General features: G+C 66.1%; 12 protein-coding genes. 6 read left to right on the top strand and 6 right to left on the bottom strand.

The window, feature by feature from the left end:
- The first annotated feature begins 9 nt into the window (after window positions 1-9).
- The 3 genes from boxC to boxA are packed head-to-tail and all read left to right on the top strand — an operon-like array spanning window position 10 to window position 4416.
- Window positions 10-1665, top strand: a complete 1656-nt coding sequence (gene boxC, locus CEK29_RS02415; RefSeq protein ID WP_094857220.1) for a 2,3-epoxybenzoyl-CoA dihydrolase — start codon at window positions 10-12, stop codon at window positions 1663-1665.
- A 43-nt stretch (window positions 1666-1708) separates the two neighbouring features.
- Window positions 1709-3136, top strand: coding sequence for a benzoyl-CoA 2,3-epoxidase subunit BoxB (gene boxB / locus CEK29_RS02420; RefSeq protein WP_094857221.1), 1428 nt, complete (start codon window positions 1709-1711; stop codon window positions 3134-3136).
- 14 nt (window positions 3137-3150) lie between these two features.
- The gene (boxA, locus tag CEK29_RS02425) at window positions 3151-4416 is read left to right on the top strand and encodes a benzoyl-CoA 2,3-epoxidase subunit BoxA (protein ID WP_094857222.1); all 1266 of its coding nucleotides are present in this window, start codon (window positions 3151-3153) and stop codon (window positions 4414-4416) included.
- Between the two features lie 6 nt (window positions 4417-4422).
- Here the strand turns inward: boxA and CEK29_RS02430 are convergent, their stop codons facing one another.
- From CEK29_RS02430 to yjgA, 6 genes are all read right to left on the bottom strand, one after another.
- A complete protein-coding gene (locus CEK29_RS02430) occupies window positions 4423-5115 on the bottom strand; it encodes an isochorismatase family protein (RefSeq protein ID WP_094857223.1) in 693 nt (230 codons plus the stop codon).
- A 13-nt stretch (window positions 5116-5128) separates the two neighbouring features.
- Window positions 5129-5956, bottom strand: coding sequence for an ABC transporter permease (locus CEK29_RS02435; RefSeq protein WP_094798596.1), 828 nt, complete (start codon window positions 5954-5956; stop codon window positions 5129-5131).
- Between the two features lie 3 nt (window positions 5957-5959).
- Entirely contained in the window at window positions 5960-6775 is an 816-nt protein-coding gene (locus CEK29_RS02440; protein ID WP_094857224.1) for an ABC transporter ATP-binding protein, read from the bottom strand.
- Entirely contained in the window at window positions 6772-7788 is a 1017-nt protein-coding gene (locus CEK29_RS02445) for an ABC transporter substrate-binding protein (protein ID WP_094798598.1), read from the bottom strand. The genes CEK29_RS02440 and CEK29_RS02445 overlap by 4 nt, the downstream gene beginning before the upstream one ends.
- Window positions 7789-8278: 490 nt before the next feature.
- Window positions 8279-8956, bottom strand: coding sequence for an alpha/beta hydrolase (locus CEK29_RS02450; protein WP_094798599.1), 678 nt, complete (start codon window positions 8954-8956; stop codon window positions 8279-8281).
- Window positions 8957-8987: 31 nt separating this feature from the next.
- Complete coding sequence (gene yjgA, locus CEK29_RS02455; protein WP_094798600.1) at window positions 8988-9539, bottom strand: ribosome biogenesis factor YjgA; 552 nt, start codon at window positions 9537-9539, stop codon at window positions 8988-8990.
- A gap of 59 nt (window positions 9540-9598) precedes the next feature.
- On the opposite strand from yjgA, the gene pmbA reads away from it, so the two are divergent.
- From pmbA to rplM, 3 genes are all read left to right on the top strand, one after another.
- A complete protein-coding gene (gene pmbA / locus CEK29_RS02460) occupies window positions 9599-10963 on the top strand; it encodes a metalloprotease PmbA (RefSeq protein ID WP_094857225.1) in 1365 nt (454 codons plus the stop codon).
- A 271-nt stretch (window positions 10964-11234) separates the two neighbouring features.
- A complete protein-coding gene (locus tag CEK29_RS02465; protein WP_094798602.1) occupies window positions 11235-12335 on the top strand; it encodes a TRAP transporter substrate-binding protein in 1101 nt (366 codons plus the stop codon).
- A gap of 349 nt (window positions 12336-12684) precedes the next feature.
- The gene (rplM, locus tag CEK29_RS02470; RefSeq protein ID WP_094798603.1) at window positions 12685-13113 is read left to right on the top strand and encodes a 50S ribosomal protein L13; all 429 of its coding nucleotides are present in this window, start codon (window positions 12685-12687) and stop codon (window positions 13111-13113) included.
- The last annotated feature ends 1 nt before the right edge of the window (window position 13114 follow it).

The following is a 13114-nucleotide window of genomic DNA, read 5'->3' on the forward strand; positions in this document are numbered from 1 at the left end:
GAGACAAGCATGAGTTCTGTTGCACCTGCAGTGGATTTCCGCACCGATCCGAGCCGCTACCGCCATTGGCGGCTCAGTTGCGAGGGCAGCGTCGCCACCCTGGCGATGGACGTGGCCGAGGACGCAGGCTTGCGCCCCGGCTACAAGCTCAAGCTCAATTCCTACGACCTCGGCGTCGACATCGAACTGCACGACGCCCTGCAGCGCATCCGCTTCGAGCATCCCGAAGTGCGCACGGTCGTGGTGACCAGCATGAAAGACCGCGTGTTCTGTTCGGGCGCCAACATCTTCATGCTGGGCCTGTCGTCGCATGCCTGGAAGGTGAACTTCTGCAAGTTCACCAACGAGACCCGCAATGGCATGGAGGACGCCAGCCAGTACAGCGGCCTGAAATTCATCGCCGCGCTCAATGGCGCGTGCGCGGGCGGCGGCTACGAGCTGGCGCTGGCCTGCGACGAAATTCTGCTGGTCGACGACCGGTCATCGGCCGTCGCGCTGCCCGAAGTGCCGCTGCTGGGCGTGCTGCCGGGCACCGGCGGACTCACCCGCGTGACCGACAAGCGCCGCGTGCGGCACGATCACGCCGACATCTTCTGCACCCTGGTGGAAGGCGTGCGCGGCCAGCGCGCCAAGGACTGGCGTCTGGTCGACGACGTGGTCAAACCCGCGCAGTTCCAGGAGGCCGTGCAGGCGCGTGCCCGGGCGCTGGCCGAGACCAGCGATCGCCCGGGCGGCCAGGGCGTGGCGCTCACGCCGCTTGCCCGCGAGGCCGACGCCCAAGGGCTGCGCTATCGCCATGTGGACGTGGCGATCGATCGCGAGGCGCGCCAGGCCACCTGGACGATATGCGCGCCGCAGGCGCCGGTGGCCGATGAGATCGGCGCCATCGTCGAGGCCGGCGCGGACTGGTGGCCGCTGGCGCTGGCGCGCGAGCTCGACGATGCGATTCTCTATATGCGCACCAATGAGCTCGACATCGGCACCTGGGTGCTCAAGACCGAAGGCGATCCCGCCCAGGTACTGGCCGCCGACGCGGTGCTCGAACGCCATGCCGGCCACTGGTTCGTGCGCGAGACCACCGGCATGTTGCGCCGGACCTTCGCACGCCTGGATGTCACCTCCCGCACGCTGTTCGCGTTCATCGAGCCGGGCTCGTGTTTCGTGGGCACGCTGCTCGAGCTGGCGCTGTCGGCCGATCGCATCTACATGCGCGACGACGAAGAGGCCGACGCGCCCGCGCGCATCACGCTCAACGAGCGCAATTTCGGCGCCTACCCGATGGTCACCGGCCAGAGCCGGCTGCAGCGCCGATTCTACGAAGAGGCCGCGGCACTCGAGCCGCTGCGCGGCGCGGCCGGCCGGGCGCTGGATGCGCGCGAGGCGCTGGCGCTGGGGCTCGTCACCTACGCACCCGACGAGCTGGATTGGGACGACGAGATCCGCCTCGCGCTCGAAGAGCGCCGGGCGCTGTCGCCCGACGCGCTCACGGGCATGGAGGCCAATCTGCGCTTCGGCGGCAAGGAGAACATGGCGACGCGCATCTTCGGGCGTCTGACCGCGTGGCAGAACTGGATTTTCAATCGTCCCAACGCGGTGGGCGAGAAGGGTGCGCTCAAGCTGTACGGCAAGGGCGAGCAGGCCAATTTCGACTGGAACCGGGTCTGAGCGCGACGCGTTCGGCGTCAGCGTTCCCCCATCGGAGAGAGACATGAGCGGCATCAACTACACCGACAAGATCCCCAACAACGTCAACCTGTCGAGCGACCGCACGCTGCAACGTGCCCTCGAGCATTGGCAGCCCAACTACCTGCAATGGTGGCGCGACATGGGGCCCGACGGCTCGCACCAGCACGACGTGTATCTGCGCACCGCGGTGAGCGTCGAGCCCGATGGCTGGGCGCATTTCGACCACGTGAAGATGCCCGACTATCGGTGGGGCATCTTCCTGGCCCCGCTGGACGGGCAGCGCAAGATTCACTTCGGCGAGAACATCGGCCGCGACGTCTGGCAGGACGTGCCGGGCGAGCACCGCGCCAACCTGCGCCGCATCATCGTCACGCAGGGCGACACCGAACCGGCCTCGATCGAGCAGCAGCGTCACCTCGGTCTGACCGCGCCGTCGCAATACGACCTGCGCAACCTGTTCCAGATCAATGTGGAGGAGGGGCGCCATCTCTGGGCCATGGTGTATCTGCTGCATCGCTACTTCGGCCGGGACGGCCGCGAAGAGGCGGACGCGCTCCTGCAGCGCTCCTCGGGCGATGCCGACAATCCGCGCATTCTCGGCGCCTTCAACGAGAAGACGCCGGATTGGCTGGCCTTCTACATGTTCACGTACTTCACGGATCGCGACGGCAAGTTCCAGCTGTGCGCGCTGGCCGAGTCGAGCTTCGATCCGCTGGCCCGCACGACCAAGTTCATGCTGACCGAGGAGGCCCACCATATGTTCGTGGGCGAGTCGGGCGTGTCGCGCGTGATCCAGCGCACCTGCGAGGTAATGAACCAGCTCAAGACCGACGACCCGGCCGCCATCCGTGCCGCCGGTGTGATCGATCTGGACACCATCCAGCGCTATCTCAACTTCCACTACAGCGTCACGATCGATCTGTTCGGCGCCGATCAGTCTTCCAACGCCGCGATCTTCTACAGCTCGGGCCTGAAGGGCCGTTACGAAGAAGGCAAGCGCGGCGACGACCATCAGCTCAAGAACGACACCTATCGCGTGCTGACGGTGACCGACGGCCGGCTGCGCGAGATCGAGGTGCCGATGCTCAATACGCTCAATGAGGTGCTGCGCGACGACTTCATCCGCGACTCGATGGCGGGCGTGGGACGCTGGAACAAGGTGATCGAGAAAAACGGCATCGGCTTCCGTCTGAGCGTGCCGCACAAGGCGTTCAACCGCCAGATCGGCACGCTGGCCGGTATTCGCGTGTCGCCCGAGGGCGAGGTGCTGACCGAAGCGCAGTGGCAGGCCAACCGCGATAAGTGGCTCGCCTCGCCCGAAGACAAGGCCTTCGTGGCCTCGTTGATGGGCCGCGTGGTCGATACCGGCAAGTTCGCCAACTGGATCGCGCCGCCCGTCATGGGCGTGAATCGCCAGCCGGTGAACTTCGAGTACGTGCGCTTCAACTGATTCCGGATGCCATCATGAATGCGCCCTTGTCGAGCGAGCTCCTGAAGCAGCATCTCATCGACCCCGAGATCTGCATCCGTTGCAATACCTGCGAAGAGACCTGTCCGATCGACGCGATCACGCACGACGGCCGCAACTACGTGGTCAATGCCGAGGTGTGCAACGGCTGCATGGCGTGCGTGCCGCCGTGTCCGACCGGCTCGATCGACAACTGGCGGCTGGTGGCGCGGGGCGAGGCATACACGCTGGACGAGCAATTCTCCTGGGATGAGCTGCCCGCCGAGAAGCCGCTGGCGGAAGGCGCGGCGGCCGTCGCCGCGGCGGCCGATGCCGCGGCGGTCGATACCGCGGCGGCCGACGCCGCGGCGCCCGGCGAGGTAGGCACGCCGGCCTTGCCCGCGTCGGGCGCGCACGTACCGCCCTGGTCCGCCGCGCACCCCTACGTCAATCTCTACACGCACAAGAAGCCCGTGACGGCCACGGTGGTGGGCAACTATCGCGTCACCGATGCCGACACCGACAGCGACATCCATCACATCGTGCTCGATTTCGGCGCCTTGCCCTTTCCGGTGCTCGAAGGGCAGTCGATCGGTGTGTTGCCGCCCGGCACCGACGCGCAGGGGCGCGCGCACCATGCGCGCCAGTACTCGCTCGCCAGTCCGCGCAACGGCGAGCGTCCGGGCTACAACAATCTCTCGATCACCGTGAAGCGCGTGACCGAGACCCACGACGGCGCCGCCGTGCAGGGTGTCTGTTCCAACTATCTTTGTGATCTGGCCAAGGGCGACAGCGTCAGCGTGATCGGGCCATTCGGCAACACCTTCCTGATGCCGAACCATCCGCGCGCCAATCTGATGATGATCTGCACCGGCACCGGCGCGGCGCCCATGCGCGCCATGACCGAAAACAGCCGCCGCCGTATCGCAGAGGGCCAGCTGGGCGAATTGATGCTGTTCTTCGGTGCGCGCACCGAACGCGAACTGCCGTATTTCGGGCCGCTCATGAAGCTGCCGCGCGACTTCATCGATATCAATCTGGCGCTCTCGCGCGAGCCGGGCCAGCCGCGCCGCTATGTGCAGGACGTGATGCGGGAGCGCGCCGCCGACGTGCTGCGGCTGCTCGTGCAGGGCGATACCTTCGTGTACGTGTGCGGCCTCAAGGGAATGGAGGCGGGCGTGCTGGCGGCGCTGGCCGACATCGCGAGCGAGGCCGGCCACGACTGGGCCGGCCTGTCCGATCGGCTGCGCCGCGAAGGGCGCCTGCACCTCGAGACCTACTGACGCGGCTCAGGCCGTCTTGCGCTGCTGCGCCGCCGGTCGCAGCCGCGCGGCCGCTTCGTCCACGGTGAGCACGTCGCCGAAAAACAGGATCCAGCCCTGGAGGGCGTGCTCGTGCTCCTCTGGCGTGACCGCGGCGAGCCCGTCGTCGATCATGACCGTGCGGAAGTCCCGCATCATCGCATCGCGCGCGGTCGACTCGCAGCACACGTTGGTGACCGTGCCGGTGATGAACAGCGTGTCGATGCCACGGCCGCGCAGGAGCGGTTCGAGCTCGGACGATCCGGGTGCGAGCGCACTGTAAAAGCGCTTGGTCACGCGCAGGTCGCCAGGCCGGGCGTCCATCTCGGGGTGGAGTGCGTAGCCCGGCGCGTCGCGCTTGAGCGTGTCGAGACGCCGGCGGCTGCGCTCGGGCGTCAGCATCACGCCGTGGTGATGCGCCCAGAAGGTGTCCGCGTTATCCGATGCCGTCTGCACCCACACGACCGTGCCGCCGGCGTCGCGCAGGCTCGCGCACAGGCGGTTGATCGGCGCGATGATGTCGCGCGCCGGCGCGCACTCGCCCTGGAAGCCGGGCTCGGTGAAGTAGCGCTGCATATCGATCACCACCACCGCCGTGCGGGCGGCGTCGAAGTGATCGTACGGATGCAGACGGCCCTGGCGGGCGATGACGCGGTCCTGGACCCACTGAGGAAATTCCATCTTCGTCTCCTTGTCAGGCGTAGCGCCGCATCACGGCGGCTTCGACGCGATAGATCACCAGATACATCAGGCTCGAGATCACCGCGAGCAGCGTGATCGCCGTCATCACGATGTTGAGCTTGAAGATCTGGCTGCCGTTCATGATGAGAAAGCCCAGGCCAGAGTCGGCCGACTGGAATTCACCGACGATCACGCCGACCAGGGCCAGGCCGATGTTCATCTTCACGGCGGCGATCAGGGTGGGCACGCTGCCCGGCAGGACGACCTTGGTCAGGATCTGCCAGCGCGACGCCCCGAAGGTGTGGGCGAGCTTGATCTTGTTGGCGTCGATCCCGCGAAAGCCCGCATAGACCACCATGATGGTCACGAACACCGCAATCGCCACGGCCATGCCGTACACGGCGTAATCCGAACCCAGCCAGAGATAGAAGATGGGCACGAACGCGATCTTGGGCATGGCGTTGGCCACGACCAGGAACGGGTCCAGCACCTTGTAGGCGAAGTCCGACCACCACAGCAGGGCCGCGCAGGCGATCCCCAGCGCCATCGACAGGCCGAAGCCGACCAGCGTGGCCGACAGCGTGGTCAGGATGTGGTGGAACAGATTGCCGTTGCGCCACAGCTCGATGAAGGTCGGCCAGAGCGCGCTGGGATAGCTCGTCAGCAGCGGGTTGAGCACATGCATGCGCGGCAGGATCTCCCAGAGCGCGAAGAACAGCACCAGCAGCGCCAGCTGGGCGAGCCGGATGTGATGCTTGCGGCGCTGGCTGCTGCGCAGATAGGCCTGGTATTGCGGGCTGGGCGCGGCGACCGGGCGCAGCGCGACGGCGGGAGCATTCATGGTTCAGCCCTCCACGTGAACGTCCAGCTCCTTCCAGAGCTGATCGAAGTAGGCGTTGAATTCCGGCCGCGTGCGCGCCTGGAACGGCGTGGGACGCGGTTGCGCGTAATTGATGCGGTGCTGGCTCTTGATGCGCCCGGGCCGGCGCGACAGCACGATCACCCGATCCGTCATCGCGATGGCTTCGCCGATGTCGTGCGTGACCAGCACCACCGTCTTGCCCTCGCGTCGCAGAATGTCCACCACCTCGTCGGAGATCGCGATGCGGGTCTGCGAATCCAGCGCGGAAAACGGCTCGTCGAGCAGGATCACGTCCGGCTCGGTCACCAGGGTGCGCGCGAGCGCGGCCCGTTGACGCATGCCGCCCGACAGCTGGCGCGGCGTGTGCGTAAGAAACGCGCCGAGCCCGCATTTCTCGAGCAGATGCACCGCCCGCGCCTCGCTGCGGGCATCGCGCCGGCCCTGGATCTCCGCGCCGAGCATCACGTTGTCGAGGATGCTGCGCCACTCGAAGAGATAGTCCTGCTGCAGCATGTAGCCGATGCGCGGCGACGGTTTGGTGACCGGCACCCCGTCCACCAGCACGCTGCCGGACGTGGGCGAGATCAGGCCCGCCATGAGCGAGAGCAGTGTGCTCTTGCCGCATCCGCTCTGACCGATCAGGCTGACGAACTCGCCCGCGGCCAGCTCGAACGAGACGTTGTCCAGCGCCTGCGTCTCGCCCTCGGGGGTGAAGTAGCTCAGGCACACGTCGCGGATCTCGATCTTCGCCGTGGCGGCCGCCGCAGACGGCGCGAGGGTATGCACGACCGCGCTCATGGCTGCGCCTTTTTCGCGAAGTCGGCCACCACCACGTCTTCGTACTTCACGCGGGCGTTTTCCTTCATCACGGCGCTCGCGACCAGCATGTCCTGCAGCTGGTTCATGGCCTGCGCCGTGACGAGCGGCGTGGTCTTCCAGATCTGGTATTTCTTGTAGCGCTCGATCGCGTCGATGATCCCTGCCTGGTCCATGCCCGGAAAGAAACTCGATATCTGCGGTGCCAGCGTGGCGGCCGGCGTGGCCTGTACGTATTTTTCGGCGCGCGCCACCACGTCGGTCCAGGCCTGGATCACCTTGGGGTTGTCGCGGATGTATTTGTCGGTGGCGGTGAAGACCGTGTAGTCGACCTGACCGACTTCATGCCCGATCGAGGCCACGATGTGGCCTTTGCCGTTGCGCACCAGCTCGCCGGCTTCGGGTTCCAGGAAGATGCCGTACTCGCCCTGGCCGGCCATCCAGGCGCCGGCGCGCGCCGGAATGCCAATGTTGTTGAGCAGCTTCACGTCTTTCTGTGGATCGATGCCATGCTTGCGCAAGGCTGTTTCGAGAAACACGATGGGGTTGGAGCCCGGACGAAAGCCGATGATCTCTTTGCCTTTGAGCATGCTCCAGTCGAATTTGTCGACCGGTTTGCGCGCCAGCAGAAAGAAGCCGTCGGTGGCCGTGAGGCCGGCGAAGATCCGCGGTTTGACCGGCGATTCGCTGTTCTGCACATAGATGGATGCCTCGGGCCCGATGAGCACGATGTCGGCGCTGCCCGACAGCAGGGCGGTCATGCCCTTGTCGGTGCCCTGCGAGGTCTTCATGGACACGTCCAGCCCCGCCTCCTTGAAATAGCCCTGCGACAGCGCGACGTACTTCGGCACATACAGGATCGAGCGCACCACTTCTTCGTAGCGCACCTTGACCGGAGGATTCAGCGCCTCGGCGGCCATCACGGCGGACGCGGAACAGAGCAGGGCGGCGGCGCTCAGCCAGCGGCCAATCGAAGCGGATGGGAAAGTCTTCACGGCGAACTCCGGGCATGCGCGGGCCGGCCGCCTGCCCGGCTGCGCCGGCGGTGAGCGGACCGCGGAATCGAGGGAAAGGAGTGAGGCGTCGTACAGCGGTGCAGCGACAGCAGGACCAGCGGTAAAGCGCAAAGACATGGGCGGCGGCGTGAGCCGGGATGGCCTTGGGGGGCCCCGCCTGCCCGAACGCGTCCGGAGGCGGGCGCGGGGCATGGATTGAATACTATATTCAGCGATCGCGCCGAACAAGACGGGCAGACCTAGCGTTTTCCTGTAGAAAGCGCGTTTTTACGGCCTTGTGGGATACCCGCTTGTATACAAGCGGACGGATGAGCGGTTGATGCCGGGATGCGGCGCTTCGTTGCCGGAGCGGGCGAGGTCGGGCCGCGCCAGACCGGGCCGCGCCAGACCGGGCAGCGTTTGGCCTGACCGCACCAGGCCCCGGCCGCGCTGCGGGACCACGTAGCGCGGGCCGCGGTGTCGCGCGCCCTCAGCGGGTCTGTTCGCGCAGGAACTCGCCGATGGCGGTGATCTCTTCGAGGCAGACCGAATGCGGCATCGGGTAGGTGTGCCAGCGCACGTCGTAGCCCAGAGCTTCGAGCCGGGCGCGCGAGGCCTCGGCGCGGGCGATGTTGACGACCGGATCGTGCAGGCCATGGGCCATGAAGATCGGCGTGTCACGATTGGCCTCGTGGCGTTCCGCCTCGGCCAGGTCGATCAGGGGCAGATATCCCGACAGGGCGATCATGCCGCCCAGCTTTTCGCCCAGGCGCAGCCCCGTGTGCAGCGTCATGGCGCAGCCTTGCGAAAAGCCTGCCAGGAAGATGCGCGAGGTCGGAATGCCACGGGCGTTCTCGCGTGCGATGAGCGCCCGCACCGCCGCTTCGGAGGCGCGGATGCCATTCGCGTCTTCCTGGCGCACCAGATCGAGCACCAGGATGTCGTACCACGAACGCATCGCCATGCCGCCGTTGATGGTCACGGGCTGCACCGGTGCGTTGGGAAACACGAAGCGCACGGGCGGCGTGGCGCCCAACCGCAGTTCCGGCACGACCGGCACGAAGTCGTTGGCGTCCGCGCCCAGCCCATGCAGCCAGATCACGGCATGGGTGGGGTTGGGCCCGGTTTCGAGTTCGATGCAGTCCAGCAGGTCGGCGGTATCGGTCATGTCGGTGCGGCTTGGATTCAAGGAAGAAGGGTCAGGCGAGCAGGGCCTTGAGCGCCTGGAACAGCGCGCGATACTGCTTGCGCTGGGGTTCCTGGCCCGGATTGAGCGCGGCGTTCTGCTGCGATTCTTTGCGCGCGGCACGGATCACGGCGCGCAACTGCTGCACGTCGGCGCTCGGGTGCGTCTGCAGCAAGGTGGTGAGCGCTTCGTCGTCGGCCAGCAGGCGGTCGCGCAGGCCTTCGAGCCGGTGCATCGCGGCGGTTTCTTCGCGCGAGCCGTTTTCCCAGACGTCGAGCTGGTGGCGTATTTCGTCGACCGGCGCGATGCGCAGCAGCTTGCCCACGAAGTGGGTCTGGCGGCGCAAGCCTTCGCGGCTGGTGGTGCGCTGGGCCTCGCGAATGGCCTCGTAGAGGCGCTCTTCGAGCGGCAACTGGCGCAGCTGACCCGGCGACAGGTCGATGAGCTGCTTGCCCAGGTCGACCAGGGCGAGCAGGTCACGTTTGACCTGGGATTTACTGGGGCGGTCGTAGCCGTTGTCGTCGAACTCGGCGTCGTCGCCGGAATCCTGGTGTGGAAAACTCATTGGAACACTGCAAAAAGACGGACTTGGCTATGATAACCGTCTCTGCAAATTGGACAGCAATGGTCACTTCCTCTTCTTCCCTGCCCATCGCCGCGAATCACGCGCGATTTTCCGAACTGGTCGAGAGCGCGCTGGCGCACGCGCGCAAGGCGGGCGCAAGCGATGCCGTGGCCGAAGTGTCCGAGAGCCTGGGTCTGTCCGTGTCGGTGCGCAAAAACGACATCGAAACCGTCGAACAGACGCGTGATCGTTCGCTGGACATCACCGTCTACGCCGGCCAGAGCCGCGGTTCGGCCTCAACCTCCGACTTCTCCGACGAGGCCGTGCGTCAGACCGTCGAGGCCGCCTGGCACATCGCGCGCCATACCGCGGCCGACAGCGCCGCCGGTCTGCCCGACGCCGACATGCTGGCCACCGAATTCCCCGACCTGCGTCTGCATCATGGCTGGTCCGTGACCACCGCCGAGGCCGCCGAGCTGGCGCTGCGCGCCGAGCGCGCCGCCCGCGACGTGGATCCGCGCATCACCAACACCGATGGCGCCAGCGTGGGCACCTACGAAGGCCAGTTCGTGATGGGCAACACCCGTGGCTTCATGGGCGGCTATCCCTATTCGCGCCACAGCCTGTCGGTGGCGCCGATCGCGGGCCGCACCAACAACATGCAGCGCGACTACTGGTACACGTCCGAGCGCGATGCGGCCCGCATGGCCTCGCCCGAGGCCGTCGGCCGCTACGCCGCCGAGCGCACGCTGGCCCGTCTGTCGGCGCGCCGCATTCCCACCGGCAAGGTGCCGGTGCTGTTCGAGGCGCCGCTGGCGCTCGGCCTGCTCGGTGCCTTCACCCAGGCGACCAGTGGCGGCGCGCTCTATCGCAAGGCCAGCTTCCTGCTCGACTCGCTCGGCAAGCCGATCTTTCCCGACCACATCGATGTGCTCGAAGATCCGCACGTGGCGGGCGCCATGGGCAGCTCGCCGTTCGACGACGAAGGCGTGCGCACCCAGGCGCGCCGCGTGGTCGATGGCGGCACGCTCGAAGGCTACTTCCTGTCCAGCTACACCGCGCGCAAGCTCGGCATGGCCACCACCGGCAACGCCGGCGGCTCGCACAACCTGAGCCTGGTATCGCGCAAGACCCGCCGCGGCGACAACTTCGAAGCCATGCTCAAGAAGATGGGCACCGGGCTGCTCGTCACCGAGCTCATCGGTCAGGGCGTCAATTACGTCACCGGCGGCTACTCGCGCGGCGCGTTCGGCTATTGGGTCGAAAACGGCAAGATCCAGCATGCCGTCGAAGAAGTCACGATCGCGGGCAATCTGGCCGAGATGTTCAGCCAGATCGTCGCCGTGGGCGCCGATACCATTTCGCGCGGCACCAAGACGTCCGGCTCGATCCTCATCGAGCAGATGTCGGTCGCGGGCGCCTGAGCGCGACTGTCGCGAGGCCTGGCGCAGGCGTCCGGTTTCTCGGGCTGAGCCCTGCGCCTGGCAACGGCGATGGCCGGCGGCCCCAGCCGCCGCAACCCTCTCCAGGGCATGTGGCCCGCCGGGCCGCATGGCAGCTCGATTTTCCGCAGCGCAACACGCCCCGGTGCGGCTCGCCAGCCGGGGCGCTCGCGCGACAGCGTGTAATATCGCCCAGTAATTAAAAGTAAACCCCATACGTAAACCCCTCGAGTTCCACAGGAGGAGCCGTCACATGCAACGTCGTTCGTTCTTGAAGAAGGCCGGTCTCGGCGCAGTCGCCGGGAGCGCGGCCGTCGCCGCACCCGTTTTCGCCCAGGAAATGCCCGCCCTCAACTGGCGCCTGGCTTCCAGTTTCTCGCGCAGCCTGGACACGCTCTATGGCACCGGAGAAATCTTCTGCAAGTACGTCAATGAAGCGACGGGCGGCAAGTTCAACATCCGTCAGTTCCCGGGCGGCGAAATCGTCCCCGCGCTGCAGGTGTTCGACGCCGTGTCGAACAACACCATCGAGTGCGGCCACACGGTCTCGTACTACTACTACGGCAAGGATCCGGCGCTTTGCTTCGACTCCGCCGTGCCGTTCGGTCTGAACGCGCGCCAGATGAACGCCTGGATGTTCGATGGCGATGGCATGAAGCTCACGCGTGAGATGTTCAAGCCGCACAAGATCGTCAACCTGCCGATGGGCAACACCGGCGTGCAGATGGGCGGCTGGTATCGCAAGGAAATCAAAACCGTCGAAGACCTGAAGGGTCTGAAGATGCGCACCGCGGGCTTTGCCGGCGAAGTGCTGTCGCGCATGGGCGTGATTCCCCAGCAGATCGCCGGTGGCGATATCTACCCCTCGCTCGAGAAGGGCACGCTGGACGCCGTCGAGTTCGTGGGTCCGTACGACGACGAGAAGCTCGGCTTCAACAAGGTCGCCAAGTACTACTACTACCCGGGCTGGTGGGAAGGCGGTCCGCAGGTCTCGCTGTACCTGAACGAAGGCGCCTGGGGCTCGCTGCCCAAGAATTACCAGGCGATCGTCGAGGCCGCCAGCCGCGTGGCCCACGTGGCCATGACCTCGCGCTACGACGCCCTGAACGCCGCCGCGCTGCGCCGCCTGATCGCCGGCGGCGCCGAGCTGCGTGCGTTCCCGCGCGCCGTGATGGATGCGTCGTTCGCGGCCGCCGAGACCGTCTACGGCGAGTTTTCGGCCAAGGATCCCAAGTTCAAGGCCCTCTACGACAACTACATGGGCTTCCGCGACGAGCTGCTGCCCTGGTTCCGTCTGGCCGAAGGCTCCTACGACCAGTATCTGGGCGTGGCGCTGGCCGCCCGCCGCAAGTAAGGCGGCGTCTCCCGGCGCAGGCGCGCGTTCCCGGCGGGATTCCTCGGGGCACGCGCCGCCCGCCGGCGCGGCGGTCGGGGTTTTGTGGCCCGCCCGCAACGCCGTGCCCGGTGGATCCTCCCGACGCACTATGCAACCCCGGCCTCGCGCCGGGGTTTGCACATTTTTTGAGCAATCATGCTATGATCGTCGGCTTCCCTTAGTTTGACTTCCTACACGGGCGGGTAATAACGCTTAGGCGGGGGGCAAAAGTACCGCGCAAGACACACCCTTCTTCAGATGGGGCCTTGCCGGATTTGGGAAGACATCCCAGGCAAATCGTTGCCGGGAAAACTTTTAAGGAACCATCATGAAGACCTTTGTGGCCAAGCCGCATGAAGTCAAGCGTGACTGGTTTGTGATCGACGCCAAGGGCAAGGTCCTCGGTCGTGTGGCCAGCGAAGTCGCACACCGTCTGCGTGGCAAGCACAAACCTGAATTCACGCCGCACGTTGATACCGGCGATTACATCGTCATCATCAACGCATCCGATATCGTCGTGACCGGTACGAAGGCGAAGGACAAGAAGTACTTCCGCCACACCACGTACCCGGGCGGTATCCGCGAAACGAACTTCGAGAAAATGCAAGAGCGTTTTCCCGGTCGTGCGATCCAGAAGGCCGTCAAGGGCATGCTGCCCAAGGGTCCGCTGGGCTACGCCATGATCAAGAAACTCAAGGTGTACGCCGGTGCCGAGCATCCGCACACCGCCCAGCAGCCGAAGCCGCTGGATTTCTAAG

This window comes from Bordetella genomosp. 5 (genome assembly GCF_002261475.1).
GTDB lineage: Bacteria > Pseudomonadota > Gammaproteobacteria > Burkholderiales > Burkholderiaceae_B > Bordetella.

Bases quoted from the DNA above. Each gene is read 5' to 3' on its own strand.
- boxA (WP_094857222.1), top strand. From the start codon at position 3,151: ATGAATGCGCCCTTGTCGAGCGAGCTCCTGAAGCAGCATCTCATCGAC.
- CEK29_RS02435 (WP_094798596.1), bottom strand. From the start codon at position 5,956: ATGAATGCTCCCGCCGTCGCGCTGCGCCCGGTCGCCGCGCCCAGCCCG.
- CEK29_RS02440 (WP_094857224.1), bottom strand. From the start codon at position 6,775: ATGAGCGCGGTCGTGCATACCCTCGCGCCGTCTGCGGCGGCCGCCACG.
- CEK29_RS02430 (WP_094857223.1), bottom strand. From the start codon at position 5,115: ATGGAATTTCCTCAGTGGGTCCAGGACCGCGTCATCGCCCGCCAGGGC.
- CEK29_RS02450 (WP_094798599.1), bottom strand. From the start codon at position 8,956: ATGACCGATACCGCCGACCTGCTGGACTGCATCGAACTCGAAACCGGG.
- CEK29_RS02465 (WP_094798602.1), top strand. From the start codon at position 11,235: ATGCAACGTCGTTCGTTCTTGAAGAAGGCCGGTCTCGGCGCAGTCGCC.
- boxB (WP_094857221.1), top strand. From the start codon at position 1,709: ATGAGCGGCATCAACTACACCGACAAGATCCCCAACAACGTCAACCTG.
- pmbA (WP_094857225.1), top strand. From the start codon at position 9,599: ATGGTCACTTCCTCTTCTTCCCTGCCCATCGCCGCGAATCACGCGCGA.
- rplM (WP_094798603.1), top strand. From the start codon at position 12,685: ATGAAGACCTTTGTGGCCAAGCCGCATGAAGTCAAGCGTGACTGGTTT.
- boxC (WP_094857220.1), top strand. From the start codon at position 10: ATGAGTTCTGTTGCACCTGCAGTGGATTTCCGCACCGATCCGAGCCGC.
- yjgA (WP_094798600.1), bottom strand. From the start codon at position 9,539: ATGAGTTTTCCACACCAGGATTCCGGCGACGACGCCGAGTTCGACGAC.